The sequence below is a fragment of the Mycobacterium neglectum genome (assembly GCF_002591975.1).
GTDB classification, from domain to species: domain Bacteria; phylum Actinomycetota; class Actinomycetes; order Mycobacteriales; family Mycobacteriaceae; genus Mycobacterium; species Mycobacterium neglectum.
Genome location: NZ_NVQE01000053.1, coordinates 1 through 25,973, shown reverse-complemented (window position 1 = coordinate 25,973; position 25,973 = coordinate 1). Strand labels below are relative to the sequence as shown.

The 25,973-nt window shown below is 65.2% G+C and carries 24 protein-coding genes; 9 read left to right on the top strand and 15 right to left on the bottom strand.

Going from position 1 to position 25,973, the window contains the following annotated elements:
- Positions 1 to 87: 87 nt before the first annotated feature.
- From CSQ99_RS27175 to CSQ99_RS27160, 4 genes are read left to right on the top strand one after another with little or no spacing between them, the layout of a single operon-like run.
- On the top strand, positions 88 to 579 hold the full coding sequence (locus CSQ99_RS27175; RefSeq protein WP_099042098.1) for a formate dehydrogenase subunit gamma: 492 nt from the start codon (positions 88 to 90) through the stop codon (positions 577 to 579).
- Entirely contained in the window at positions 576 to 2,186 is a 1,611-nt protein-coding gene (locus CSQ99_RS27170) for a formate dehydrogenase beta subunit (RefSeq protein WP_099042097.1), read from the top strand. Before CSQ99_RS27175 ends, CSQ99_RS27170 begins: the two co-directional genes overlap by 4 nt.
- Entirely contained in the window at positions 2,183 to 5,005 is a 2,823-nt protein-coding gene (gene fdhF, locus CSQ99_RS27165) for a formate dehydrogenase subunit alpha (protein ID WP_099042096.1), read from the top strand. The genes CSQ99_RS27170 and fdhF overlap by 4 nt, the downstream gene beginning before the upstream one ends.
- A gap of 1 nt (position 5,006) precedes the next feature.
- Positions 5,007 to 5,219 (top strand): formate dehydrogenase subunit delta, encoded by a 213-nt coding sequence (locus tag CSQ99_RS27160; RefSeq protein ID WP_099042095.1) that lies wholly within the window; start codon positions 5,007 to 5,009, stop codon positions 5,217 to 5,219.
- Here CSQ99_RS27160 and CSQ99_RS27155 read toward each other — a convergent pair.
- Together CSQ99_RS27155 and CSQ99_RS27150 are read right to left on the bottom strand one after the other, a co-directional pair.
- Complete coding sequence (locus CSQ99_RS27155; RefSeq protein ID WP_099042094.1) at positions 5,216 to 5,518, bottom strand: hypothetical protein; 303 nt, start codon at positions 5,516 to 5,518, stop codon at positions 5,216 to 5,218. The genes CSQ99_RS27160 and CSQ99_RS27155 overlap by 4 nt on opposite strands.
- Before the next feature lie 25 nt (positions 5,519 to 5,543).
- A complete protein-coding gene (locus CSQ99_RS27150) occupies positions 5,544 to 6,890 on the bottom strand; it encodes an OFA family MFS transporter (RefSeq protein WP_099042093.1) in 1,347 nt (448 codons plus the stop codon).
- Positions 6,891 to 7,026: 136 nt separating this feature from the next.
- Here CSQ99_RS27150 and fdhD point away from each other — a divergent pair, with 136 nt between their 5' ends.
- The gene (gene fdhD, locus CSQ99_RS27145) at positions 7,027 to 7,869 is read left to right on the top strand and encodes a formate dehydrogenase accessory sulfurtransferase FdhD (protein WP_099042092.1); all 843 of its coding nucleotides are present in this window, start codon (positions 7,027 to 7,029) and stop codon (positions 7,867 to 7,869) included.
- A 17-nt stretch (positions 7,870 to 7,886) separates the two neighbouring features.
- Here fdhD and CSQ99_RS27140 read toward each other — a convergent pair whose 3' ends face one another.
- Positions 7,887 to 8,609: a GntR family transcriptional regulator gene (locus CSQ99_RS27140; protein ID WP_099042091.1), complete on the bottom strand. Its 723-nt coding sequence runs from the start codon at positions 8,607 to 8,609 to the stop codon at positions 7,887 to 7,889.
- 509 nt (positions 8,610 to 9,118) lie between these two features.
- Here CSQ99_RS27140 and CSQ99_RS27135 point away from each other — a divergent pair.
- Positions 9,119 to 9,307 (top strand): hypothetical protein, encoded by a 189-nt coding sequence (locus tag CSQ99_RS27135; RefSeq protein ID WP_099042090.1) that lies wholly within the window; start codon positions 9,119 to 9,121, stop codon positions 9,305 to 9,307.
- Between the two features lie 93 nt (positions 9,308 to 9,400).
- On the opposite strand, the gene CSQ99_RS27130 is transcribed toward CSQ99_RS27135, so the two are convergent.
- Positions 9,401 to 9,940: a hypothetical protein gene (locus CSQ99_RS27130; RefSeq protein ID WP_099042089.1), complete on the bottom strand. Its 540-nt coding sequence runs from the start codon at positions 9,938 to 9,940 to the stop codon at positions 9,401 to 9,403.
- Entirely contained in the window at positions 9,937 to 11,442 is a 1,506-nt protein-coding gene (locus CSQ99_RS27125) for an Nramp family divalent metal transporter (RefSeq protein WP_218014620.1), read from the bottom strand. Before CSQ99_RS27125 ends, CSQ99_RS27130 begins: the two co-directional genes overlap by 4 nt.
- Before the next feature lie 627 nt (positions 11,443 to 12,069).
- On the opposite strand from CSQ99_RS27125, the gene frc reads away from it, so the two are divergent.
- The gene (frc, locus tag CSQ99_RS27120) at positions 12,070 to 13,329 is read left to right on the top strand and encodes a formyl-CoA transferase (RefSeq protein WP_099042107.1); all 1,260 of its coding nucleotides are present in this window, start codon (positions 12,070 to 12,072) and stop codon (positions 13,327 to 13,329) included.
- 6 nt (positions 13,330 to 13,335) lie between these two features.
- Here the strand turns inward: frc and CSQ99_RS27115 are convergent, their stop codons facing one another.
- Positions 13,336 to 14,064: a GntR family transcriptional regulator gene (locus CSQ99_RS27115; RefSeq protein WP_099042088.1), complete on the bottom strand. Its 729-nt coding sequence runs from the start codon at positions 14,062 to 14,064 to the stop codon at positions 13,336 to 13,338.
- Between the two features lie 199 nt (positions 14,065 to 14,263).
- On the opposite strand from CSQ99_RS27115, the gene CSQ99_RS27110 reads away from it, so the two are divergent.
- A complete protein-coding gene (locus tag CSQ99_RS27110) occupies positions 14,264 to 15,034 on the top strand; it encodes an IclR family transcriptional regulator (RefSeq protein ID WP_281258516.1) in 771 nt (256 codons plus the stop codon).
- Positions 15,035 to 15,049: 15 nt separating this feature from the next.
- Here CSQ99_RS27110 and gcl read toward each other — a convergent pair whose 3' ends face one another.
- The 8 genes from gcl to CSQ99_RS27070 form a co-directional block, all read right to left on the bottom strand.
- Positions 15,050 to 16,843: a glyoxylate carboligase gene (gene gcl / locus CSQ99_RS27105; protein WP_099042087.1), complete on the bottom strand. Its 1,794-nt coding sequence runs from the start codon at positions 16,841 to 16,843 to the stop codon at positions 15,050 to 15,052.
- Positions 16,840 to 17,733: a 2-hydroxy-3-oxopropionate reductase gene (locus tag CSQ99_RS27100; RefSeq protein WP_099042086.1), complete on the bottom strand. Its 894-nt coding sequence runs from the start codon at positions 17,731 to 17,733 to the stop codon at positions 16,840 to 16,842. Before CSQ99_RS27100 ends, gcl begins: the two co-directional genes overlap by 4 nt.
- Positions 17,730 to 18,581 carry a hydroxypyruvate isomerase family protein gene (locus tag CSQ99_RS27095; RefSeq protein WP_099042085.1) on the bottom strand — a complete coding sequence of 284 codons (852 nt, stop codon included), beginning with the start codon at positions 18,579 to 18,581 and terminating at the stop codon, positions 17,730 to 17,732. The genes CSQ99_RS27100 and CSQ99_RS27095 overlap by 4 nt, the downstream gene beginning before the upstream one ends.
- A 386-nt stretch (positions 18,582 to 18,967) precedes the next feature.
- A complete protein-coding gene (locus CSQ99_RS27090) occupies positions 18,968 to 19,897 on the bottom strand; it encodes a histone deacetylase family protein (protein WP_099042105.1) in 930 nt (309 codons plus the stop codon).
- Between the two features lie 136 nt (positions 19,898 to 20,033).
- Positions 20,034 to 20,477 carry an STAS domain-containing protein gene (locus tag CSQ99_RS27085; protein ID WP_099042084.1) on the bottom strand — a complete coding sequence of 148 codons (444 nt, stop codon included), beginning with the start codon at positions 20,475 to 20,477 and terminating at the stop codon, positions 20,034 to 20,036.
- 340 nt (positions 20,478 to 20,817) lie between these two features.
- The gene (locus tag CSQ99_RS27080; RefSeq protein WP_141562737.1) at positions 20,818 to 21,690 is read right to left on the bottom strand and encodes a hypothetical protein; all 873 of its coding nucleotides are present in this window, start codon (positions 21,688 to 21,690) and stop codon (positions 20,818 to 20,820) included.
- 4 nt (positions 21,691 to 21,694) lie between these two features.
- Entirely contained in the window at positions 21,695 to 23,980 is a 2,286-nt protein-coding gene (locus CSQ99_RS27075) for a TPR repeat domain-containing protein (RefSeq protein ID WP_099042082.1), read from the bottom strand.
- 3 nt (positions 23,981 to 23,983) lie between these two features.
- Positions 23,984 to 24,298, bottom strand: a complete 315-nt coding sequence (locus CSQ99_RS27070) for a WXG100 family type VII secretion target (RefSeq protein WP_099042081.1) — start codon at positions 24,296 to 24,298, stop codon at positions 23,984 to 23,986.
- Between the two features lie 346 nt (positions 24,299 to 24,644).
- Between CSQ99_RS27070 and CSQ99_RS27065 the strand changes: the two genes are divergently transcribed.
- Entirely contained in the window at positions 24,645 to 25,064 is a 420-nt protein-coding gene (locus CSQ99_RS27065; RefSeq protein ID WP_176561240.1) for a pyridoxamine 5'-phosphate oxidase family protein, read from the top strand.
- Here CSQ99_RS27065 and CSQ99_RS27060 read toward each other — a convergent pair whose 3' ends face one another.
- Positions 25,065 to 25,841, bottom strand: coding sequence for a hypothetical protein (locus CSQ99_RS27060; RefSeq protein ID WP_099042080.1), 777 nt, complete (start codon positions 25,839 to 25,841; stop codon positions 25,065 to 25,067).
- Between the last annotated feature and the right edge of the window lie 132 nt (positions 25,842 to 25,973).

The following is a 25,973-nucleotide window of genomic DNA, read 5'->3' as shown; positions in this document are numbered from 1 at the left end:
ACCGGGGGGTGAGGACCGCCCCAGGAAAGAACCCTGGGGCGGTTCCGCCCACTCCTCATCCGTTCACATGCCCGCCGGAGGAAGCCAATGAATCTCACGCCAGCTGGGGCGGCGAACACCACAGTCGAGAGCCTTATCCGTGACATCGCCGCCAGCCTTCGCACGCAGCGGGGGGCATTGTTGCCCATTCTGCATGCGGTTCAAGGGGTTTTGGGCCATGTGCCGCCGGAGGCCATCGGTGTGCTGGCCGACGAACTCAACCTGTCGCGCGCCGACGTGCACGGAGTGGTCAGCTTCTATCACGATTTTCGTTCCGAGCCCGCCGGGCGTTCCACGGTCCGCGTCTGCCGGGCCGAAGCGTGTCAGGCCCTTGGCGCCGGACGACTGGTCGATCACCTGCGGGATCGGTACGGCGTGTCGATGGGGGAAACCAGCCGGGACGGATCGCTCACCGCCGAGCAGGTTTTCTGCCTGGGCAACTGCGCGCTCGGGCCGGCCGCGCAGGTGAACGGCCGGTTGCACGGCCGGCTGGACGAGGTTCGCCTTTCGTCGATTCTCGAGGAGGCGATCTCGCGATGAGCGCATCGACGCGCACGCCGGTCAAGGTGTACGTGCCGAGGGATTCCGCGGCGACCTCGGTCGGCGCGGACGAGGTGGCGAACGCGCTGCTGCGCGCCGCCGCCCGCGAAAATCGCCCGATCGAGTTGATCCGCAATGGTTCTCGCGGCATGTTGTGGTTGGAGCCGTTGGTCGAGGTGTCGACGCGGGGCGGACGGATCGGTTATGGGCCCGTGACCCCGGCAGAGGTCGATGGGATGGTGGCCGCCGGATTGTTCGACGGCGCCGAGCACCCGTCGCGGGTCGGTGTGGTCGACGAGCTGCCCTGGCTGGCGACACAGAATCGGGTGACCTTCGCCAGGGTCGGCGTCACCGATCCGTTATCGCCCGACGACTATCTTGCCCACGGCGGCATGGTCGGACTTGTTCGCGCACTGCAGGATTCGCCCGAGGAGGTCGTCACCGAGGTCACCGACTCCGGCCTGCGCGGGCGCGGTGGTGCAGGCTTCCCGGCAGGCATCAAATGGAAGACGGTACTCGAATGCGCCGATGAGCTGAAGTTCGTGTGCTGCAACGCCGACGAGGGGGACAGCGGCACGTTCGCCGACCGCATGGTGATGGAGGGCGATCCGTTCATGCTCATCGAGGGCATGACGATCGCGGCATACGCGGTGGGCGCCAGCGAGGGGTACATCTACATCCGGTCGGAGTATCCCGACGCGGTGGCCACGATGCGTTCCGCCATCGAGATCGCTTACGGGCGAGGGTGGCTCGGGGACAACGTGCTCGACTCGTCGCTGAACTTCGACCTGCATGTCAGGGTGGGCGGCGGTGCCTACATCTGTGGCGAGGAGACCTCCATGCTGGAAAGCCTGGAGGGCAAGCGCGGCATGGTCCGGGCGAAGCCGCCGATCCCCGCCATCCACGGCCTGTTCGGCAAGCCGACGGTGGTGAACAACGTGCTGACGCTGGCCAGCGTGCCGATCATTCTCGCCAACGGTGCGAAGGCGTATCAGGAGCTCGGCGTGGAACGCTCGCGGGGCACCCAGCTCTTCCAGCTCGGCGGGAACATCCGCCACGGCGGCATCGTGGAGATGGCGTTCGGGGTGACGCTGGGCGAACTCGTGGACGGCTACGGCGGTGGAACGTTTTCGGGACGTCCAGTGCGCGCGGTGCAGGTCGGGGGTCCGCTCGGCGCGTATCTGCCGAGGTCCAAGTTCGACTTGCCGATGGACTACGAGGCGTTCGTGGCCGCCGGTGCGATGGTGGGCCATGGCGGCATCGTGGTGTTCGACGACACCGTCGACATGGCGGCGCAGGCCAGGTTCGCGATGGAGTTCTGCGCCGCGGAGTCCTGCGGCAAATGCACGCCGTGTCGGGTGGGTTCGGTGCGTGGCGTCGAGGTGATCGACCGGATCACCGCGGGTGAGCACCCTGACGAGAACCTGGCCCTGCTCGAAGATCTCTGTGACGTGATGACCGAGGGCTCGTTGTGCGCCATGGGCGGCCTCACCCCGATGCCGGTCCGCAGCGCGCTTACCGAGTTCCCCGACGACTTCCTCGACCGCCAACCGAAGGCGGAAACAACCACCGCGCACATCAGCGCGAGGACGGAAGGTATGCCGTGACCCTGCTCAAGGAACCCGACTTCGGCACCCCGGCCAAGGACGGTCCGGCCGCTGTCGCGCTGGAGGTGGACGGGCTGCGCGTAGCCGTCCCCGCAGGCACGTCCGTCATGCGCGCGGCCGCGCTTGCCGGCGTCGACGTGCCCAAGTTGTGCGCCACCGACAGTCTCGAAGCGTTCGGCTCCTGCCGGCTCTGTCTGGTCGAGATCGACGGTCGCCGTGGCACTCCCGCGTCGTGCACGACTCCGGTGGCCGACGGCATGGTGGTCCGTACCCAGACGCCGAAGGTCGCCAAGCTCCGGGCGAGCGTCATGGAGCTCTACATCTCCGACCACCCGCTGGACTGTCTGACCTGTTCGGCCAATGGTGACTGCGAGTTGCAGGACATGGCGGGCGCTGTCGGGCTGCGTGAGGTCCGATACGGCTACGACGGCGAGAACCACCTGGACGCCGTCGTCGATGACAGCAACCCGTACTTCGACTTCGATCCGTCGAAATGCATTGCCTGCTCGCGTTGCGTGCGCGCCTGCGACGAGATCCAGGGCACGTTCGCGCTGACCATCGAGGGACGCGGCTTCGCATCGAAGGTATCGGCAGGTGCGGGTGAGTCTTTCATGGACTCGGAGTGCGTGTCCTGTGGCGCCTGCGTGCAGGCGTGCCCGACTGCCACCCTGCAGGAGAAGTCGGTGATCCAGCTGGGGATGCCGTCGCGGTCGGTGATCACCACGTGCGCCTACTGCGGCGTTGGCTGCTCGTTCAAGGCGGAGTTGCGCGGCGACGAGCTGGTCCGCATGGTGCCCCACAAGGACGGCGGCGCCAACGAGGGTCACTCATGTGTCAAGGGGCGGTTCGCATTTGGCTACGCGACCCATCCGGACCGGGTGCTCAAACCGATGGTGCGCGAGAAGATCACCGACCCGTGGCGTGAGGTGGAGTGGGACGAGGCGATCGACACGGTCGCCCGCCGGATGCTGGACATCAAGGCGCGGTACGGCGCGGGTGCTATCGGCGGGATCACCTCGTCGCGGTGCACCAACGAAGAGGTCTACGTCGTGCAGAAGATGGTTCGCGCCGCGTTCGGCAGCAACAACGTGGACACGTGCGCGCGGGTGTGCCACTCGCCCACCGGGTATGGGCTCAAGCAGACCTTCGGCGAGTCGGCAGGCACGCAGGATTTTCGGTCGGTGGCCCAGGCCGACGTCATCGTGGTGATCGGGGCCAACCCGACCGACGGGCACCCGGTCTTCGCGTCGCGGATGAAGCAGCGGCTGCGCCAGGGTGCGAGGCTCATCGTGGTCGACCCGCGTCGCATCGACCTGGTGCGCTCGCCGCACATCGAGGCCGATCACCACCTGCAACTGACGCCCGGAACGAACGTGGCGGTCGTCAATGCGATGGCACATGTGGTGGTCACCGAGGGCCTGATGGACAAGGCGTTCGTGGCGGACAGGTGTGAGGGGTTCGACGAGTGGGCCCGGTTCATCTCCGGCGACCAGCACAGCCCCGAGGCGGTCGAGTCGATCACCGGCGTGCCCGCCGCGGAGTTGCGCGCCGCCGCGCGCCTGTATGCGATGGCGCCGAACGGGGCGATCTACTACGGCCTCGGCGTCACCGAACACAGCCAGGGCTCGACGATGGTCATGGGTATGGCGAACCTGGCCATGGCGTGCGGCAATATCGGCCGCGACGGTGTCGGTGTGAACCCGCTGCGCGGCCAGAACAACGTGCAGGGCGCCTGCGACATGGGATCTTTCCCACACGAGCTGAGCGGTTACCGGCACGTGTCGGATGACGCGGTGCGTACGGTGTTCGAAAACCTCTGGGGTACAACCCTGCTGGCCGAGCCGGGGCTGCGCATCCCGAACATGTTCGACGCCGCGATCGACGGCACCTTCAGGGGGCTGTTCGTCCACGGTGAAGACATCGCGCAATCCGATCCGAACGTCAAGCATGTTTTGGCCGCGCTGGGCGCGATGGAACTCCTCGTGGTCCAGGACCTGTTCCTCAACGAGACCGCGAAGTACGCCCACGTGTTCCTGCCGGGTGCGTCGTTCCTGGAGAAGGACGGGACCTTCACCAACGCCGAACGCCGGATCAACCGCGTCCGCGCCGTGATGAAGCCGAAGAGTGGACGGCACGAGTGGGACATCGTCAGCCAGATCGCCACGGCGATGGGCTATCCCATGCACTACGACCACCCCAGCCAGATCATGGACGAGATTGCCTCTGTCACACCGACGTTCGCCGGCGTTTCGTTCGACAAGCTCGACGCGGTGGGCAGCATCCAGTGGCCGTGCGACGAGCACGCGCCGACGGGTACGCCGATCATGCACGTCGAGTCGTTCACCAGGGGCCTTGGCAGATTCGTGCCGACCCCGTTCGTGCCGACCGACGAGCGCAGCACGCGGCGCTTCCCGTTGATCCTGACCACCGGCCGAATCCTGAGCCAGTACAACGTCGGGGCCCAGACCCGCCGCACCGCGAACATCGCCTGGCACCAAGAGGATCTGCTGGAGATTCATCCCCATGACGCCGAGGTCCGGGGCATCGTCGACGGCGACGAGGTGACGTTGGGAAGCCGAGTCGGCGAAACGAAGCTACGCGCCCAGATATCCGATCGGATGCCGACCGGCGTCGTGTACACCACGTTCCACTACCCGGTCACCGGGGCGAACGTCGTGACGACGGAGAACTCCGACTGGGCGACCAACTGCCCGGAGTACAAGGTGACCGCCGTGCAGGTCACGCTGACTCACCCGGTCTCTCACCTGAACGATGAAGCCGGGGCGGACCGTGTGCTGATCGCCGGACTCGTGGACTGAAATGTCACTCGACGATGCCTCCGAGATCAGGCTGATCAACAAGATCGTCGTTCATTTCGGCTACCTGCCCACCGAGCAGGCGGTTGCGGAGGTCGCCAACCACGTAGACAGGTTCTGGGACCCACGCATGAAACGGCGGCTGCTGGAGTTGGTTGACTCGAAGACAACGGGTTTCGAATCTGTGGCAGTGGCGGCGGCGGCGCTGCTGCGCTAGGTGGTGCAGCGTCCCCCGATGCCCTCGTGGTCGACATCCCGCCAGAAATCGATGTGGTAATCGGCGTCGGGGATCTGGACCATCTCGCTGGATCCGCTCGATCGGCCGGGCCCCCGCGTCATTTCCAGCTCTTCGACGTCGATTTCGAGCCGGTCGATGCCGTTGGAGATGCGTTCGGCGTCATTGACGAGGCGACGCGCGGCCGCAGTGTCACCACACTTTGACGCCAGCGATGCCACGCACTTCAAGAGTGCGTCGGTCAACTCGTTGAGGCCTTCTCGTTCGACGGTCCCTGACATCGAAATCTCCTCGGTAGGTCGGTATTTACCGCGGCAGACCCAGCGCCGGGTAACCGGGGCGATGCAGCAGCCGCGTCATGACAGCGGCGCACAGGCTGAGCAGGCCGGCGGCGACGAACAGCGTCGTCAGCCCGCCCGATGTCACCACCAATGCGGGCAGCCCGACGCCGATGATTCCGCCGAACAGCTTGGCGCTGTACACCGTTCCGAAGTTGCGCACGGCGTTGTGCTCGCCGAAATAATCGGCAACCAGGCTCGCGAACAGGGGATAGAACGCGCCGCCCGCCATCCCGCTGAGCGCGGCGAAGACCACGAACGCCGCGCTCTGCCCGATCGACGCGGCATAGACGAGCCCCAGCTGCGCGCACCCCTCGAGCAGTAACGCCGCGCTCAGCGTCTGGCGTCGTCCGAATCGGTCGGAGATCCGGCCGGCGACACTGCGGCCTGCGCCGTTGACGACGGCAAGAAGACCAACCGCCGCCGCGCCGATGCCAAGCGAAAAGCCATGGGACATCGCGACGAACGGGACATACACGATCGCCAGCAGCGAGGCCGCGGCGGCGAATACCAGGATGAGGTACATGACCACGAACGCAGGCGTGCGGACGGCCTCGCCCGGCGAGTACTGGCGCAACGCCGCGGCGTTGTTGCGCAGGCTCCGGTTCACTCGCTTGTCGATTGCCCACACCTTGGGGTCGATGTCCGGTGGCCACCAGCCCTGGGGAGGATCCCGCAGGAGCACACCACAAACGGCGACGACGACGAGCACGCAGACTCCCACGCCGGCGAAGATCTCCGTCCGGTTTCCGGGTGTGAGGGCCGCGGCGAAGAGCGCAATGAACGGCACGGCGCCATAACCGAATGCCCCTGTCACGGTGCCGACCCGGACGGCGCGTTCTTCGGGATACCATTTGGCGACGGTGGAAGTGCATGTGGCGTAGACGATTCCGGCTCCGGTGCCGCACAGGACGGAGTAACCGAGCACCACGAGCACGAGATTGTCGGTATAGGCGAGGGTCAGCGGGCCTGCGGCACACAAGAGGGCACCGACGACCACCGCGCGCGCCGGTGGCAGTGAGAAGCGGTGGCTCAACGCGGCCGTCGGCGCCGCAGCGCCTGCCTGGAACGCCACCCAGAGGGCGAGCACCCAGAGCGCGCCGGTCACGCTGGCTCCGTTGGTCACGTGCAGGGCGGTGACGGCGACGCCGTAGCCGTACTGCAGAACCCCGATCCCCGCCATGGCGGCCCATGACAGCATGAGAATCCATCGCCGGGAGTGACCGATGATGTCCTGCGGTCGCTGACCGACTTGGTACGAACGCCCGTGGAGGTCGCGGACTTCGACTGCGACTGGGGCACTGGTGTGGGTCATGGCCGCTCCTATTGCATACAGTATGCCATAATATAGCGTGATGCGGATCACGTGTCCATCGCAATCGTCCAGCGACAAGGGGCAAGGCGAGGCGCCTCAGAACGTATACTGAGTACGAAATACACGGGAGGGTGACGTGGGACGCGTAACCAATAGATACCGAGTTGTGCGCGTGGTCGACGGCGTCGCGACGGCCCGCCCCGACACCCTCGCGGCGGAGGAACCGCTTGAGATCAGGGTCGCCGGCCGTCCGCTCACCGTGACGATGCGCACCCCTGGCGACGACTTCGACCTGGCCCGTGGCTTTCTCGTCAGCGAGGGCGTGGTGGCGGGCGACTCGGATGTCGCCGCGATCCGATACTGCGCGGGAGCGACCACCGATGGCGGCAACACATACAACGTGGTCGACGTCCTCCTCGCCGACGGCGTTGCGGCACCCGACCCGTCGCTGGAGCGCAACTTCTATACGACGTCATCGTGCGGGTTGTGCGGTAAGGCCAGCCTCGAGGCGGTGCGCACGATCGGTAAGTGGCGCGTCGACTGTGACCCGCTGCGGCTGACCACCGCGACCATCGCGACACTTCCGGAGAAGCTCAGGGCCGCACAACAAGTCTTCGACCGTACCGGCGGGCTGCACGCGGCCGCATTGTTCGACGCCGAGGGAGAGGTGTTGCGCGTGCGGGAAGACGTCGGCCGCCACAACGCGGTGGACAAGGTCATCGGCTGGGCGCTGGGTGCAGGCAGACTGCCGTTGACCGGCACCACGCTCATGGTCAGCGGCCGGGCCTCCTTCGAATTGGTGCAGAAGGCGGTGATGGCCGGGATCCCCGCGCTGGCCGCGGTATCCGCCCCGTCCTCGCTCGCCGTGGACCTCGCCAGGGAGATGGGACTAACCTTGATCGGCTTCCTACGCGGATCATCGATGAACGTCTACTCCGCAGGAGAGCGGATCACCACCGCCGAGGTGCTGCGGTGCTGACGTCCACGGCCCGCGAGTCAGGACTTGGCGAGCCGCTGTTCGAGGTATTGCTGGCGGGTCCGCTCGGTGTGCCGGCTCATGATGTCGCTCGCCAGCGCGGCGTCGTTGGCCGCGATCGCCTTGATCAGTTCGGCATGTTCTGACCAGGCGTCGTGGCCGCGTGGCTGCGCGATCAGGTGGTAATACCAACGCCACCGTCGTTCGACGAGTCCGATGTGCTCGGCAAGCACGGAGTTGCCTGCCAGGGCCCTGACCCCGGCGTGCAGTGCGGCGTTGGCCGCCACGAGCCCCTCGACGTCGTCGGCGGTCAGCGCGTTCAGCCCGTCCTGCTGCAACTCCCACAGTCGGTTGACGTCCGCTGGGGTGGCACGCTCGGCGGCGAGTCGGGCGGAATAGGTTTCCAGGACCGAGCGGACGCCGAGGAGTTGGTCGGCCTCCTCCTCGGTGGGGCTGTGCACGAAAGCGCCCTGAGCTGGGCGTAGGTCGACCCAGCCGTCGGTCTGCAGGCGCTGCAAGGCTTCGCGCACCGGTTGGCGGCTGACACCGAGGTACTCCGCCAGCTCGTTCTCGACCAGGTGCTGACCCTCCCGGAGGGTGTCGTTCACGATCAGCTCCACGATGGCGTCGTACACCGCCTCGCGCAGGGGCGCAGGGCGCTGCACCCTGCGCGCGCCTCCTTCGGTCAGTCCGTCGCGCGAAGTCTCGTTACGTACGCGTCGGCTCGAGAGGGGAAGTGACATGGCACGCTCCTTCGCCTGATTTGCGGTTAACCACGTCCAGGTTCTCGTATGCAATGACCCGGAGGAAGCCAGGCCGCCTCGCTTCACCCGATAATAGGTTTCAATCGTCGCAACAATGGGGACCCGCGATAAACGGCCGGTAATCGTCACGCCTGACGGATAATGGAAGAAACTCCAGGTGGTGGCTGTTGGTGATCCAATGCGGAGACTAAATCGAGGACCTGCGATGCGGGTTGCTCTCGCCTCCTTCGGCATCGTCGATCCGCCTGCGGCCCGAGACGGGCGTGGCGAACGTCACGCGGAAGGAGTCGCGGTTGATTGTATGCTGTAGGCAGCGATAGTCGCCGCACCCCGCGGCCGACACACAACGGGGCGGGACTTCCCGCCACCCTGTCTGTCGCCTTCGCGAGCGAACGCCGACGTTCGCTGCGCCGTGATGCACGGCCGTGCCCGGAATCGTCCCACGACTCTGGAGCACTAGATATTCGACGACGAAAGAGGTGATACGCATGCGTGTTTGGAAAGCGTTTGTGAAATGGCTCGGGGATCAGCCGCAGGGCTTCGGCGCCGACGGTCGCATGATCGGCTTGTCGCTGACCGCAGCCATGGACAAGGAGCGACAGCAGGTCGTCTCCGAGGCCGAGGGCTACTTGCACGGCCGTTCTGCTGAGACCAGGGGAAGCGCGACGTCTCTCTGAGAGTGGTTGGCTCAGTTCGAGCCGCGCGGCGCGACCGCGCCGCGCGGTCGCCCGAGGCTGTTGATCGGAATGCGCACATACGCGGGTAGATGGTCAGGGTTGCCGGCGCTTGGCCCGGGGCTGCATCGTGGCGGCCTGCGCCATGTACTGGTCGACGTAGCGCCGGGCCACCGGATTGTGGTTCCGTATCCGGATCCACCAGTTCGGGAAGACATGCTCGTGGAGCCACACGAACCCGATGGCGTAGCCGATGCTCAGCATCGCCTGAAAGGCGATGAACGGCAGTAGCGCGTCCGGCAAAGTGATGTCGTTACCGGCAAAGACATCGAAGGACACCTCGTGCACGAGCCGCGCGAGGGGGAAGAACACCAGCCAGTACACCGCCGCCGGGGCGGCCACACCGAGTCGTATCTTCCCGCGTGCGAGGAGGACGTTGAACCCCATGCCGAACACGGCGAGGGGTATCCCCAGTGTGAGCGCGGTCGTCACGGCATACGAGGCGGAAAGTCCACCGAGAAGGGCCACCCCGCCCGCGATGGCGCCGCTGCCGAGGCCGATCGCGACGCCGGGAAAGGTCAATTCCGCGAACTGCTGGGCCCGCGAAGTTGCCGGCGAACTCGTCGTGGTGGTCACCCCACCACCGCCCCGAACCGAACGAGGCTGTAGAACAGCATGCCCAGGTAGAACGTCGCTCCGAACGCGAGGATCACGTTGGAAACCAAACCCGGGCGGATCTTCTTGGGCAACAACCTGTTGTTCGTCAGGAGGAGCACCACGCAGTACGCGCCCATGGCGAAGGTGGACAGGAACGCCAGGACGTCCAGAATCTCCGTCGGCCCGTCCGCCGGTCCGAACAACAGGATCGCGATGCCGAACAGGATGACACCCCACAGGAACCCGAAGTAGATGTGCGACATCTTGAAGCGCTTGGCGCCCTTGACGAAGAAGTAGGTCATGTCGGCCTGCCCGCGGGCGAAGGCGTCGAAGATGCCCAGGCTGCCCTTCCAGCCCACCAGCGCGATGAATCCGAAGAACACGACGCCGAGAACGGCACCGCCCGCTGAGCTGAACGCGTCGGCCATGGCGTCGAGCGCCGCCCCCTGGTTCCCGGCCTCGAGCTCGGTCGCCACAGTCGGGTTTTGCCGCGCGGCGGCCTGTGCCAGCACCGTGAACGTGACCGTGACCAGCATGGTGACGCCCCAGAAGAGGATGAACGCGTCGTTGAAGACCCACCGCTTCCAGCTCTTCCACTTCCGCATCTCGTCGGGGTCTTCGGTGTCGAACATGAACCCGCGGGACGGCATCGTCTCCTCCTCGCCGGTGTGCACCAGGCCGGTGATGCGAGGAAGGTGAGCGCCCATACCGGCGCCCTTGTCCCGGAGGTACAGCGTGTACCACATCTGTTGCATGCCGGACGGGCCCGCGAACGCGATCGATCCGACGATGATGGGGAACCAGGCGGCGCTCAGGGCCTCGGGGGGCAGATACCCGAACGCGAACATTCCGGTGACCGTGGACGTCACGTCGCCCAGGTTGCCGACCAGCGCAGCGACGATCGCGGAGCCGATGACGAGGATGCCCATCAGAAAGCTGAGTAGCTTCTCGACGAGGTTGTAGACGATCTTCGCGAAGCTGAACAAGACGCCGATGAGCACGAGTCCGACGATCGCGGAAACGAGCCAGGGTATGCCGGTGATTCTCTCGAGCGATTCGGCGCCGGCTGCCATGTGCCCCGGCCAGATGTATACCGCCATCGCGACGACGAAGAAGAACCACATGAGCGGTTTGAATACGCGGGCGGCGCCGAAGAAGATACTTTCCCCGGTCGCCATCGCGTAGCGGGCCATCTCGATCATGACGACGGCCTGCAACGTGACGCCGATCAAGAACAACCAGCGGATCTCCGGACCGAAGAGGATTACCAGGCGCGGCCACATGTACGTCTCGCCGAGACCGACACCGAGTGCCACGAGAATCATGGCCGGACCGATGATGTGCACGGAGGCCGGCGCGTCGGGGAGCTTGCGGATCGGCATCGGATCCTCGTTGCCGGCGTGCCATACCGGCCCCGTGTCCGGTTTTATCGCCGACAGCCCTTCAGGCGGTTGCGGATTCGGATCCTTCGATATTGTCATCTGTACCTCCTTGAGGGGCGGGCCGCGTGGCGGGTTGGGCGGTGCCCGCTGCGGGTGGATCCAGCCGATAGACGAAGCGCCCCCGGTCGAGTGCACGACCATCCGGGCGGGGTCGTGTCCAGGACACGCACACTTTCGCGTGCCTTTCCCAAGACGGTCCCCTTATGTTCTGCAGCGCCTGGTTCGCGGTCTCCGTTGCACGCATGTCGGGGCGGGGCCCCACATGTTTGAATCAGAGAGTGCTTGCCGGACGGGCCTGACGAGGTTCGCTCACTGCCTACCGAATATTGCATACGATAAGAGCGTTGTGGGCTCAATCACTCATCTGGTGGATGAGTAATCTCGATCACAGCGTGTACGGTATACCACATACAATTCTCTGGCAAGAAGGTCGGCGAAGTCAGTTGCTGGCAGCTGATTCCCAGCGTTCGCACAGGTAGCGGAAGAATCGCGCGGTTCGAGATTACGCCTCTCGTCCGGCAGTCGTGCAGAAGTGTCTACCGGCAAACCCCTGGACAAGACGTGTTGCACAGGCCACACTGTTGCCTACCTCATACGGTATGCAATGTTGACCTGGGCTCCGCGTCAGGTTGCAGCGCGCACCGCGAGTGAAGGGAAATGGAGAAGATGGCTGAGATCCCCACGGTTGACGGCGCCGAAGGCAAGGCGCTGGCCGGCGTTCGCGTCCTCGACATGACGCATGTCCAGTCCGGCCCCTCGGCTACCCAACTGCTCGCCTGGCTCGGCGCGGACGTCGTCAAGCTGGAGACGCCGAAAGGCGGAGACGTCACGCGCGGTCAGCTTCGCGACATCCCCGGCGCGGACAGCCTGTATTTCACGATGCTCAACTGCAACAAGCGCAGCGTCACCGTGAATATGAAGAGCGACGAGGGCAAGCAGATCTTCACCGATCTGGTGTCGCGCGTTGACGTCCTTGTCGAGAACTTCGGTCCGGGTGTGGTCGACCGCTTCGGGTTCCCGTGGGAGACGCTGCGTGACATCAACCCGCGCCTGATCTACGCGTCGATCAAAGGATTCGGTCCAGGAAAGTATTTCAATTTCAAGGCCTACGAAGTCATCGCGCAGGCGATGGGCGGCTCCATGGCCACCACCGGTTTCGAGGACGGGCCGCCGACCGCGACCAGTGCACAGATCGGCGACTCCGGCACCGGCATCCACCTGGTCACCGGGATCCTGGCCGCGCTCTATCAACGCACCAACACCGGCCGAGGGCAGCGAGTCGAGGTCGCGATGCAGGACGCCGTGCTCAACCTGTGCCGGGTGAAGCTGCGCGATCAGCAACGGCTCGCGAACGGTCCGCTGCGCGAGTACCCGAACGAGCACTTCGGCGACGAGGTCCCGCGCTCGGGTAACGCATCGGGCGGCGGCCAACCGGGATGGGCCGTGCGGACCAAAGGCGGTGGACCCAACGATTACATCTATGTGATCGTGCAGCCCCAGGTCTGGGCGCCGCTTGCGGACCTGATCGGCAGGCCCGACCTCGCCGATCACCCCGACTGGGTCCGGCCCGAAGATCGACTTCCCAAGCTGGACAAGGTGTTCGCCCTGATCGAGGACTGGTCCGAAAAGCACACGAAGTGGGAGGCGTTGGAAGCACTGAACGCTCTGCACGTCCCCTGCGGTCCGGTGCTCAGCACCAGGGAACTTCTCGAAGACGAAACACTGGCCGAGCTCGGCGCGATCGTCACCGTCGACCATCCCGAGCGGGGTCCGTTCAAGACGGTCGGCTCACCGCTGCGGCTGTCGGACTCCCCGGTCGAGGTCGTCCGCTCGCCGTTGCTCGGCGAGCACACCGAAGAGATCTGCACCGAACTCGGCTACTCGCCCGAGCAACTGGATCGGTTCCGGCGGGCCGGAGCCATCTGAGGTTGGTCAGGCGGCGCCGTCGGGTGTCTCGTGGCGACGCTTGTGGTACATCTCCCGGGTGCGCTCGGTGTGCTGCCGCATCAGCTCGCCGGCCCGTTTGGAGCTGTGGCGGGCGACCGCCTCGATGAGTTCGGCGTGTTCGTCCCAGGCGTCCTTGCCGCGCGTCTTCGCAATCGGCAGGTAGTACCACCGCACCCGACGGTCGACCGACCCGATCAGATCGGCGAGGACCTGGTTGCCGGACATCTCGACCAGGTAGGCATGCAGCGCGGCGTTGGCCGCGACGAGACTTTCCTGATCGTCGTCGGCGAGCGCCTTCTCCCCGTTGCGTTGCAGCTCCCGCAGGTGCTCGACCTGTTCCGGTGTCGCCGCCTCGGCGGCCAGTCTGGCGGACTCGGCCTCGAGGAGGGTGCGCACGGCGAGAAGCTGATCGGCCTCGGCGTCAGTGGCTGTGTGGACGAACGCGCCGAGCGCGGGGCGCAGATCCACCCAGCCGTCGCTGTGCAAGCGCTGCAGCGCTTCTCGAACCGGCTGCCGACTGACCCCGAGCTGGGCAGCCAACTCGTGTTCGACCAGGTGCTCACCCGGCTGCAATTCGCGGGTGATGATCATTTCGACCAGCATGTCGTACACCGCCTGCCGCAGCGGTGCCGGACGCTCGAGTCGCGGCGCGACGGTCGGTGCGCCTGTGGTCTTCGGCAGGCCCCCGGCGGTGCGGCTTGACGCTTGGGTCATGAAACTCCCCCTCTCGGCAACGTCTACGGGCAGACCGGCGCCCGTCGTGCTTAGCATACAGTCGTCAGGATGCAATCTTTGCTAGCCGGCGTGAGATGTGGCGTACGAAGCCGATTGCTACCCGCCGTATCGTTATACGAAACTAATCCGGCGCTTTGCGGAGTCGCTGAACGGACCAGCCAACGATCGGAGGGCACCAGTGGCCGATGGCTCGCCGATCAAGGGCAGCGTTCAATCGGTTGAGCGCGCGTTCGAGCTGCTGGAGATCATGGCCAGCGCGGGTCCGTCAATTGCGTTCGGAGAGTTGGCTGCTCGCGCCGAACTGCCGCAGCCGACCATTCATCGCCTCGTGCGGACGCTGCTGAATATGGGCTACGTGCGCCAGCTTCCGAATCGGCACTACGCGTTGGGGCCCAAGCTGATTCGGTTGGGGGAGAGCGCAGCGCAACTCATTGGAGAATGGTCGCGCCCCCATCTTGCCGAACTGGTGGAGCGAACGGGCGAGAGCGCCAATATGGCGGTCCTGGACAACGACATGGCGGTGTACGTCGCTCAGGTCCCGTCGCCGCACTCCATGCGAATGTTCACCGAAGTGGGTCGGCGCGTCTATACGCATTGCACCGGGGTGGGCAAGGCTCTCCTGATGCAGCTTCCCGACGATGCTGTGCTCGCGCTGCTGAAGCGCGCGGGCATGCCCGCCTCCAGCGAGAACACGCACATCACTCCGGATGCGTTGATGCGTGACATCGAGCTCAGCCGCTCTCGCGGCTACGCGGTGGATGAGGGCGAGCAGGAGATCGGCGTGCGGTGCTTCGCGGCGCCGGTGCCGGACGCACCGACATTGACCGCCGTGTCGATCTCAGGACCCGCGTCGCGGCTCACCCTGAAGTCGGCGACCAAGGTGGCGCCGCTGCTGAAGCGGGTGGCTCGCGATCTCGCCTCGGAGTTCGACAAAGAGGCGGCGGTGTAGGGCGGCTATCGGCTACTAGTCGAGCAGCAGTGCGGCAGCCGTTGGTGCGTCCGACAGTGATTCGGCGAGGTCGTTGAACTCGGTGACGTTGTCGATCTCGGTGCCCATCGCGATGTTGGTGATCTTCTCCAGGAAGACCTCGACCACAACGGGCACCTTGTGCTCGCGGGCGAGTTCTTGCGCCCGTGCCAGTGACGGTCCGATGTCCTGGGGCTCGACAACCTGAATTGCCTTGCAGCCGAGTCCTTCGACGACGCGCAGGTGATCGACGCCATATCCCTTGGGGACGCCGCTGTCGGTCTCCTGAGAGTTGATGTTGTCGAAGGCCAGCGACACGCAGTAGTCCATGTCGAAGTTGCGTTGCGCCTGGCGGATCAACCCGAGATAGGAGTTGTTCACGAGGACATGCACGTAAGGCAGGTTGAACTGCGCCCCGACCGCGAGTTCCTCGATCAGGAACTGGAAGTCGTAGTCGCCCGACAACCCGACCACGGTGGCACCGGGGTCGGCAGCGGCGACGCCAAGGGCGGCGGGCACCGTCCATCCGAGTGGTCCCGCCTGCCCGCAGTTGATCCAGTTGCGTGGCTTGAACACCTGAAGGAACTGTCCACCGGCGATCTGCGACAGCCCGATCGCGCTGACATACCGGACATCCCGGCCGAAGACGCGGTTCATCTCCTCGTACACGCGCTGAGGCTTGATCGGGACGTCATCGAAGTGGGTCTTGCGATGCATCGTCTCCTTGCGCGACCTGCAGTCGTCGACCCACGAGCTCCAAGCCGGCAGCGTGCCGGCTGCGCGGCGCTCCTTGGCGACGGCCACGAACTGCTCGAGTGCGGCCTTCGCGTCCGAAACGATCCCGAAATCGGGGGAGAAGACACGCCCGATCTGCGTGGGCTCGATATCGACGTGCACGAATCGCCGGCCCCGGCGATAGGTGTCCAACCCGCCGGTATGGCGGTTGGCCCACCGGTTACCGATTCCGAGAACGAAGTCCGACTCGAGCATCGTCGCGTTGCCGTAGCGGTGGGCGGTCTGCAGTCCGACCATGCCGGCCGCCAAGCGGTGATCGTCGGGGATGGTGCCCCAACCCATCAGGGTGGGAACCACCGGGACGCCGAGGGTCTCTGCCAGCTCGACCAGCAGATCCGAGGCGTCGGCGTTGATGATGCCGCCGCCTGCGACGATCAGCGGTCGTTCGGCGGTCGCCAACATGTCAATCGCCCTGGCGGCCTGTGCCCGTGATGCCGCCGGCTTGTACACCGGCAGTGGCTGGTAGGCCTCTGGGGTGAAGTCGATTTCGGCCAACTGGACGTCGATGGGCAGATCGATGAGCACGGGTCCGGGCCGCCCCGACCGCATCAGGTGAAACGCCTGGGCGAATGCCCCGGGAACCTGGCCCGGTTCAAGAACCGTCATCGCCATTTTGGTGACGGGTGCGGCGATGGCGGTGATGTCGACCGCCTGGAAGTCCTCCTTGTGGAGCTTTGCCACCGGTGCCTGGCCGGTGATCGCAAGGATCGGGATGGAATCGGCTGAAGCGGAGTACAGCCCGGTGATCATGTCGGTCCCCGCAGGGCCGGAGGTGCCGATGCAGACCCCGATGTTCCCGGCCGCCGCACGGGTGAACCCCTCGGCCATATGGCTCGCGCCCTCGACGTGCCGGGCAAGGACGTGTCTGATACCGCCATGCGCGCGCATCGCCGAGTAGAAGGGATTGATCGCTGCGCCGGGCAGGCCGAAAGCAGTTGTTGCGCGCTCAATTTCGAGAATTCTGACGGCTGCGTCCACCGTTCGCATCAGAGTCATCTCGTTGGCTCGCCTTCGGTTCCGGACAGCCGCTCGACACCAAGCAGCAAGGCCGAATGGTCGAGCCCACCCTCGCCGTTGGCAACGGCCGAGGACATGAGTTGCGCGACCACCGCACCCAGCGGGGTGACCACGCCCGCCTCGCGGGCGGCCGCGGTGACGATGCCCATGTCTTTGTGGTGCAGCGCGATACGGAATCCGGGGTCGAAGTTGCGCTGCAACATCTTCGACGCCTTCTGGTCGATTACCGCCGAACCGGCCAGGCCGCCGGCAAGCACCTGGACTGCGGCATCGATATCGACGTCGTAGGCCTTGAGGAAGGTGATCGCCTCGGCGAGCAGTTCGATATTTCCCGCGACGATCAGCTGGTTGGCGGCCTTGACGGTTTGGCCGGCGCCGTTGGTGCCGACGTGCACGATGGTCTTGCCGACGGCATCGAGAATCGGCTTGGCCGCGGCGAAGTCTTCTTCAGAACCGCCGACCATGATCGACAACGTGGCGTTCTTGGCACCGGGCTCACCGCCGGACACCGGTGCGTCGAGGATCCGCAGCCCGCGTTCGGCGCCCATCTGGGCGAACTCGACAGTGACATCTGGACGGATGGAGGAGAAGTCGATCACCAGGGTGCCGGGCTGCGCATAAGCGAATACCCCGTTGTCGCCCAACAGCACGCTCTGCACCTGCGGGGAATCAGGCACCATGATCGCCACCACATCGGCGCCCTTGACTGCTTGCTCGATGGATTCGGCGGCCCTGCCGCCTGCTTCCACCATCGCAGCCGAGCGTTCGGGCGACTGGTCCAGGCCGATCACCGTGTGGCCGGCCCGGACCAGATGGCATGCCATGGGGCTGCCCATGATGCCTAGCCCGATGAAAGCGATTGTGCTCATGGGATCCTCGTTTCTGCTTGTGGCCGTGCTGATTCCGTGGAGATACCGCGCTGGTCTGGGGGCAGCCAGTCGAACGTGTCGGGTCGGGTCGCCTTGTATTCGAGCCCGACGTATCCGGTGTAGCCCAGTTCGGCGAGCCGCTGGAGGTGGGCGTACAGCGGGAGTGCACCGGTGCCGGGTTCGCCACGCCCCGGGGCATCGGCGATCTGCACGTGGCCGATCCGGTTGCAGTAGTGGCGAATTGCGGCGGTGACATCGTCGCCGTTGAGACGGAGGTGATAGAGGTCGGCGAGGAGTCGTAGGTTGGTCGCGCCGTAGTCTCGCTCCACGCGGTCGATCACGTGGATCGCGTCCGCGGCCGTCTTGAGCGGATAGTCCGGCGCGCCGCTCACCGGCTCGATGAGCACCGTGGCACCGATGCGGTCGGCCGCCGTGGCGGCGTAGGCGAGGTTCTCGGCTCCGGCATCGTCCTGAGCCGTCGCTGTGAAATCCGGGCGGCGATTGCCGTAGAGCGCGTTGAAGGCGCGGGTTCCCAGCGTCTCGGCAATACCAACGGCGATCTCCACGTTGTCGCGGAATGCCTGCGCCATCGGGGGATTGGAGAGAATCCCGCGGTCGCCTGCCGGCATGTCCCCGGCGGCGAAATTGAGGCCGGTCAGCGCAACGCCTGCATCCTGGATGGCGCGGATGAACTCGGCCACCTCGGTGTCCGGCGGCGTCGGGGAATCGAAGGGCCACCAGAACTCGACGGCCTCGAAGCCGGCGTCTCGGGCTGCCTGCGGCCGATCCAGCAGTGGCAGCTCGGTCAGCAGAATCGAGCAGTTGACGGTGTAGGCGACGTTAACCACGGCATACCTTTCTGTGCTGTCAGCAATAGCGGACTGGTCCCGGTGAAGCGACCCCCGCGGATGAGAACGGGAGCAGTTCCGTAATACGGAATAGAACTATCACTTACTGACTAAGTGAACGCCTGGCGCGCCGACTTGTCAAGGTTGAGTCGGATAACCAGCCGTAGCCGAATTTCCTGGCGCAGAGACTGTTCCGGAGGTGAGTGGCAATGCCGGGGAGGCGAGGTCGATGCGGCGAAAGTAGACCTACCGCCTGTGGCAGGAGCTAGCCTTCGCGTCTTCAAACGAATTAAGCATTCCGCATAGCGGAACGTAGGCATACGCAGGGCGGCAAGTGGTCAATCCGTGCTGAGCGCCGCCGGTCGGGCAGTAGCGGCGATCAGTGTTCAGCCCCTCAGCAGTTCGCCGACATGGGCGCTCACTGAATCCGCAAGGCCTTGAAGGTCGTAACCGCCTTCGAGGACCGAGACGAGACGTCCCTGGCAGTTCTTTTCAGCCGATCTCATCAGTTCACGCGTCGCCCAGGCGAAATCGTCCGCGGTCATGCGCAGTGAACCGAGCGGATCGCGTTCGTGGGCATCGAACCCGGCGGAGACGATGATGAGCTCCGGCCTGAACGTATCGAGTGCGGGCAGAATCTTGTTTTCGAAGGCTTCGCGGAGTTCGGCGCCGCCGTCGCCAGGCGCAAGGGGCAGGTTGAAGATATTGCCGACACCGGTTTCGCGGGCCGCGCCGGTGCCGGGAAAAAGCGGCATCTGGTGGGTTGAGGCGTAAAGCACGCTGGGGTCAGAGTAGAAAATTTCCTGGGTTCCGTTGCCATGGTGTACGTCGAAATCGACGATCGCTACGCGCTCAAGGCCGTACTTCTCTTGCGCATAACGCGCGCCGATGCTGATGTTGTTGAACAGGCAGAACCCCATGGCCTGTTCGGTTCCGGCATGGTGACCGGGCGGACGACAAGCGACGAAGGCGTTCAGCACTTCGCCGTCGAGAACCTTGCTCACCGCCTGGAGGGTGCCACCGACTCCACGCAGCACGACCTCCCACGTCGAGGGCTCCATCATGGTGTCGCCGCCGTCGAGATAGACGTAGCCCTCGCTTGGGCGGGCCTCTTCGAGCGCGTCGACATAACGGTTGGTGTGGACGTAGCGCGTCGCATCGAGATCGGCGACTTGGGCCTCGTCGCGCACCAGCGCGTCGAATGGCGCCTTGCCGAGCGCCGCCGCCACCGTCCGGTACCGATCAGGCCGCTCCGGATGTCCGGCGGAGGTCTTGTGGTTGGCGAAGGCGGGATGGTGGAGAAGCAAGGTGGCCAAGGGCTGCACCATCTTTCGGGTGTTGGATCCGAGCCGAGGCGCAATCGGATACTGTATGCAAGACTATCACGCATGGTCGGGCGCCTGCTATCCGAACGTATTGCGGGTGGAGGACGTCTGCGAGGCAGGGCGGGCGTCAACCCGCGGACGAAACGTGCTGGTGACACCGTGCCGAGCGGGTGAGGTGGTCCAGACCCGACGTGAGGTCGTCGGCGAGCGGCAGTTCGCCTTCTGGGTCACAAATCGAGAGCAGGCGTCGCACGGGGTGGCCGGCGACGATGACCCAGTCGACGTCACTGCGGGCGCAGTGCACGCTGATGTAGTACAGCGCGGTGAAGGCTTGAGTGCCTGCGAAATCGACGGCACGGAGATCGAGCAGCAACTGACGCGAGATTCCGGTGTGCTGCTCGACGAAACGGCCGAGGCTACGTCCGTTGCAGGCGTCTATGTCGCCGGTGACCGCGACGGCGAGCCGCGACGTCGACAGCCGTCGCGCGGCAAATGTCGCTCGGCCGCACTGACGGTGTTCGTCCAGGGGCGCAGGGTTCGGCCGACCGATGCGCACTGCCCCAACCGTCATTGCACAACTCCAAGGTCGCCTTGTAGAGGTGTCGCCATCGAGGCGCTACCGGCGGGCTGGAAACTCGACCATGATCGAGGGTAGTACGAATTCCGTCGCGAGTCTGCCCCTTCAGGAAACTCCCAGATATGTTTTCTTGCAGTGCTTTTGGTCAGCTGGGCTAACTTTGATCTTGCATGCGCGTCAGTAATTGAACTTATGCGCCGACGGAATTCGTTGCACAGTTGCTCAGGCGGTAGCTGATCACCTGCGGTTAGTGGGTTGCCTGGCCGATCGGGGGTTAGCTGCTCGAGCTCTACCGACCACCCGCTCGTTTGCGAGCTATGCGTACCGCCGTGTACTACGCCTGGGGCCAGCCGGGTGATGCGGGCTCCGGCGTCGGCGGCGTCTCGAGGATGGCCTTGATGTTCGCATCCCGCTCGGTGCGCCAGTGCGGCAGCAGATCGGAGCATTGCGAGATGCGTCGTGCGCCATCGATCCGCTCGTCGGAGGTGGACTCGAAGTCCATGCTCGTTCCCCAGGCGTAGTCGTTGGCGCCGGTGATGCGCCACGGACCGAACACGTCTCCTGCGGGTGCGGGGTTGGGCCCGCGTTGGTCGGCCACCATCGCAGGCGCATCGGCGGTCGGCGGGGTGTTGGTGAACTCGACCCGCCACACCTTCATGCCGTTGACGTCATTGAGGCCCGCGTGGTTCGAGGCATATTTGACAACGGACACGTACTTTCCCCGCTCGTCCCTTTCCCGCTCGTCGCCCTCGCGAAAAATCTTGTACAGGCCGTCGCACACGTAGGCGCGGTAACCATCCTCGACCGGCGTGATCTCGAGAATGTGGAAGTACTCGTTTCCGTAGAACGGTCCGGGAGGACCGAACCGCTCGACGCCGGGTACCGGTCGGATGGCCGCCAACTGGGCGGGGGGATCAGGCTTTGGTGCGGGCAATTCGGGCACTGCCCGATCGAAGCCCGGGTAAGTGGCGCCGATATCGACAGTGAGCTGCCCGATCCGATAGGACTCCAAATACGCGCGCAAGGGCACCGCCGGGCCCGACACCAGGTCGATACCGGGCTCAGCGGCCCAGCGGAACCGGAAGTCGTTCAGACTGGCCGGCCAGTTCGCGAACGTCGGCGCGGGCGGCGCCTCGTCACCTTGGCACCCCGTCAGCCCCAGGACTGCCAGCAGTACGACCGCGCACCACCGGATCATCGACGTCACGTCCTCATCCTCCCGTGTGTCCCGTCGGCGTGGGTAGCGCATCCCGATAGGCGTCCTCGTAGTCCTCGATGCCGACCTTCACCGTCGGGTCGATCCCCATGAAGTAATCCGTGAACGCGGAGCGGAAGTCGCCGAACTCGTCCTGTTTGATCGGCTTGAGTTGGTTGGTCTCGGGGTCGATCAGCCCAAACTGCTGGAAGACGGCTGGGTCGCCGAGGTTGGCGTCGATCAACCGCTGGGCCACGGCGTACTGCATCATTTCGGAACTCTGCTGGGCGATGTAGGTCGGATCGGCGCCCGCGGGTGCATCGCCGACGAAGATCTGATGCAGCGGATCGCCCGGAATCTTGTTGCCCCACTCCAGAATCGTTCCGACGCCGGGGATCTCCCCGCCGATCGTCTTGGCTACGTCGAACCACATGCCGCGGTTTTCGTATGCCTTCACGTCCTGCAGGTTGCCATATGCGATGGCGTCGTTGTCGGCGATGTTGGCCGCCGAATCGATGACGCCGCGCAACGTGCCCGCCGACTGCAGATCGCCGGTGTTGACCGTGCCGCCGTCGATGATGGACTGCTCGAAGTTGGCTTGGTACTGCAGACCATTGAGATAGGCCTGGCTGTTGAGGGTGGTGGCGGCGTCCGCATTGGTGTCGATCACGGCGAACAGATCCCGCATGACCGGCATCTCCGGGTTCTTCAAGTCATCCAGCGGGCGGAAACCCTGGCTGTTGTCCAGGGAATTGCCGAGCATGTCGTCGATGTAGGGCTTGTTGGCCTCCGCGAGTGCCTGGGTGAGCTCGGGGTTGACCTGGCCGACCGACTGCCCGTCGGTGCCAGGGATGTCAAGCAACTTCGGCGTGTTCTCGCCGCCGACATAGGCGTCGACCGCATTCATGATTTGCCCGGCGCGGAGGGCCTGGTCCATCTGCGTGGGGTCGGTCAGGTCGGTCGGTACCGCGCCGGTGCCGTTGAGCAGCGTTCCGGCCGCGGCGCCGTCGTCTGCCCACTGATGGGTGAACAGGTCCTCGATGAACGCGGTGTTGGGTGGCTGCTCGTCGACGCCGGTCAACTCGCCGTGCACGGCCATCTGGTCGCGCCCCGCTGCGGACAGCATGTCCTGCACCGCCGGGTCGATGCGTTCCTGTGTCCATTCGACATTTTCTGCCCACGGGTAATAGGGCGGGTTATGCGTGCCGTGCAGGACCTCTTCGGCCTTGTTCAGCAGGGCCTCATCCATCGCCGTGCCCTGCTGCAGGTTGGCATCGCCCGCACTCACGATCGCCGCGACATCGCGGTAGTTGTCCAATTCGGGGAACGGATGCTCGTAGTCGGGCATCTCGATCGTCGGATTGCCCTGCTCGTTGGTGCCTTGTGTCGGCACGGCAATGCCACGCGTGGGCCGCTCGAACGTCTCGCGGATGCCCGACGGCAGGTTCTGCATGCCGCCTTGCGTGGGCACACCTTCGGCGGGGTCGCCGGCTGTCGTGATGTTCTCGTTGCCCAGCAGCTGCAGCGCGTCGGATACGGCGCCGCCGTTCTGGCCGTTGGCGTTCATCTGGTCGATCATCGACCGAATCTCGTTGGGGCTCTTGCCGTCCAGTGAGCGTGACAGGTTGTTGAGGTACTCCATCTGGCTGGTGGGCAGCACCAGATCGCCGCGCACCAACGCCTCCTGCTGTTCGGGTGTGAGGTTGGTGTTCTCCTCGAGGCGCGCCATTTCCTCCGGCGTGAGTTGCCCGTCCTGCAGTGACTGTCCGTCGTTGGTGCCCTGCTCCCCGGGAAGCCCGGGGTCGCCGCCGGTCGCGGCGGTCAGCACCCGCGCCAGGTCGGCGTCGGCTTCCTCGGCGGCGGCCAGCACGGTCACCATCCGGTTCTCGACCTCTTCGGTCTTCCTTCGCAGCGCCTCGATCTCTTCGTCGGTCCACCCGGTGGTGTCAGGCGGGATCACCGAATTGGTGGCCAGGTCGATCTGAACGTGTGGCGCGCCTGCGGCGTAGTCGAGAAGGGCCTGCAGATCGTTCTTGACCGCGCGGACGTCGGCGGCAGCTTGCCCCGCGCCCATCGAGACGAGGATGGCTTCCTTCTGCGACAAGGACAGCGTGGTGGCGGATTGATTGATGGCCTGTTCTGCGGCCTCGCCCGCTTCGCCCTTCCACGTCCCGAACACCGACAGGTTGCGCAGGGTTTCGGCCGCCTCGCCGCTGGTGCGAGCACGCTGCGCCGCCGCTTGTGACACCTCGTCGATCTGCTCGGGTTGCCAACCTTGGACGTCGGCCAGCGTTATCCCCACGGGTTACAGCCCCAGATCCGGGCCCGCATTTTCGATTTCGGTGGACTGTTGGTTGTCAGTGCCGACGTAATTGGCCGCTGCTGACTTGAAACCTTCGACGTGTGCGATGAGCTCGTTGTAGTGCTTGGTGGAGTCGTCCTCCCATTTCGCCGCCACTTTGGAAAGCGCCTCGCCGCTCGTGCCGATCCAGCCCGCCGAGGCGGTGCCGATGCGCTCTTGGGCGGCGCCGTGGTCGGTCCGCAGACCGTCGGCGGCGACGTCGACGTGGTCGGCGGCCATCCGCACTTCGGCCGGATCGACCCGCAGCTCCTCACCCATTTCAGCTCAACCCCGCCCTCGTCTTCGAAGCTCTCATAATTTGCTGGCCACATTACCAGTCCCCGGAGCACCCCCTGTGCACCAATTTTCGACGCTCGCCCGGCTGAGCGGCGTCGCCGCAGGTGCGGCGTGGTCTACGGAGTCGCTGTACGCGCGAATTTCGGCTCTCTCGGCTGATGTGGTCGGTATCTGTACGGGATCCGTGGGTTTGCATGCAAACTCGACCGTTTGCTGGTGTGTCGCCGTCTTCAAACCTATGTCACTCGTTGCGGCGTCATCATTTGATGACGCCGCACGAAGGCACCATCCCGGGAATGGGCTCCGGCCGGCCGCGGTTGCGCGGTACATGGCCAAAATGACCAAGGACGCCCGCGAAAAGTTCCTGTCCGATCTCCACGTCGGGGTGATTGCGGTCGAACGACCAGACCGAGCGCCGCTGAGCGTTCCCATCTGGTACGGCTACGAACCCGGTGGCGACGTGTTGTTGTGGACCGAATCCGACTCCCTCAAGCACCGGCTGATTCGCGACGCCGGCCGGTTCTCCATCACTGCCCAAGAGGAGCAGCCTCCGTACAAGTACGTCACCGCCGAGGGCGACGTCGTCGACATCGGACCCGCCTCGGAGGCTGACATGCGCCGGATTGCCATTCGTTATCTCGGCGACGAGGCGGGCAACCAGTTCGCCGATGCGAACAAGACACCGTCGGCGATCGCGATCCGGATGCGGCCACAGCGGTGGCTGAGTTTCGACTACTCCGACGAGTGACTATCGGATGCGACGGCGTCGCATCGCCGCAGCCGCCGCGATGACCACGAGCACCGTGGCCACCACGGCCGTCGTCGACAAGAACGAGCTGCCACGAGCGGAAGCGCCGATGGCGATCGCCACCAGTGCCCAGACCACCCCCGCCGCATAGCCGGGGGTGCCGCGCAACATCGTCGTCAACGCCAACGCGCAGAGGGCCGCGGCAGCCAGCACGACGAACTGCCATCCGGCGGCCGACGCTGACACACCGCTATTGATAAGTGCCGCTGCAACATTCGCGAACACCGCGATGCTGCTCCACCCGAGATAGAGACCGAACGTCACCGTGGCCAACAGCGCCACCCACGTCGGGCAGGTCAGATCGTGGCGCCGCCGCACCAGCAACCGCATGATGTGGATCAGCGCCGACACCATCACCGCGAACACCGCGACGCTGGCCCACAACCAGTCCTGCGCGGCGACGAGCAGCCACACACTGAAACCGATGAACGCCACGCTGGCGTCGATGAGGACACTCGTCTCCCACCACGAGCCCAGGCCGTAACGCAGGATCGCCAACGCCGTCGCCGCGCTCAAGACAGTGATCAGTCCCCAGAGGCTGAACGCGTAGCCGGCCGGCGTGATGAGTGCCTGGTTCGTTGCGCCCGACTTCAGGAAGTCACCCGCCACCGCATTCACGATCAGGGGCGCCGCGAGCTGAGTCAGCGCCAGTGCCGCGGCGACCCATCGCCATAGCCCCACCGACGGTGCACTCGTGTTGGTCTGTGCCGTAGTCAACGGTCTCCTTAAGTTCGTAGGTGCAGTTACTTCGTGTTGTTACGTTGTGCTGTGACCCGGGTGGGCCGGGTGAGGCTGCATCGGTTTAGCCGGCCTTGGTGGTGCGGCTTGAAAGGACTGGCCGCCCGGCCT

Coding starts and splice junctions, on each gene's coding strand:
- CSQ99_RS27125 (WP_218014620.1), bottom strand. CDS start 11,442: ATGACAATATCGAAGGATCCGAATCCGCAACCGCCTGAAGGGCTGTCG.
- CSQ99_RS27140 (WP_099042091.1), bottom strand. CDS start 8,609: ATGTCACTTCCCCTCTCGAGCCGACGCGTACGTAACGAGACTTCGCGC.
- CSQ99_RS27065 (WP_176561240.1), top strand. CDS start 24,645: ATGGCCAAAATGACCAAGGACGCCCGCGAAAAGTTCCTGTCCGATCTC.
- CSQ99_RS27100 (WP_099042086.1), bottom strand. CDS start 17,733: ATGAGCACAATCGCTTTCATCGGGCTAGGCATCATGGGCAGCCCCATG.
- CSQ99_RS27085 (WP_099042084.1), bottom strand. CDS start 20,477: ATGACGGTTGGGGCAGTGCGCATCGGTCGGCCGAACCCTGCGCCCCTG.
- CSQ99_RS27170 (WP_099042097.1), top strand. CDS start 576: ATGAGCGCATCGACGCGCACGCCGGTCAAGGTGTACGTGCCGAGGGAT.
- CSQ99_RS27115 (WP_099042088.1), bottom strand. CDS start 14,064: ATGACCCAAGCGTCAAGCCGCACCGCCGGGGGCCTGCCGAAGACCACA.
- frc (WP_099042107.1), top strand. CDS start 12,070: ATGGCTGAGATCCCCACGGTTGACGGCGCCGAAGGCAAGGCGCTGGCC.
- CSQ99_RS27070 (WP_099042081.1), bottom strand. CDS start 24,298: ATGGGTGAGGAGCTGCGGGTCGATCCGGCCGAAGTGCGGATGGCCGCC.
- gcl (WP_099042087.1), bottom strand. CDS start 16,843: ATGACTCTGATGCGAACGGTGGACGCAGCCGTCAGAATTCTCGAAATT.
- CSQ99_RS27135 (WP_099042090.1), top strand. CDS start 9,119: ATGCGTGTTTGGAAAGCGTTTGTGAAATGGCTCGGGGATCAGCCGCAG.
- CSQ99_RS27175 (WP_099042098.1), top strand. CDS start 88: ATGAATCTCACGCCAGCTGGGGCGGCGAACACCACAGTCGAGAGCCTT.
- CSQ99_RS27155 (WP_099042094.1), bottom strand. CDS start 5,518: ATGTCAGGGACCGTCGAACGAGAAGGCCTCAACGAGTTGACCGACGCA.
- CSQ99_RS27150 (WP_099042093.1), bottom strand. CDS start 6,890: ATGACCCACACCAGTGCCCCAGTCGCAGTCGAAGTCCGCGACCTCCAC.
- CSQ99_RS27160 (WP_099042095.1), top strand. CDS start 5,007: ATGTCACTCGACGATGCCTCCGAGATCAGGCTGATCAACAAGATCGTC.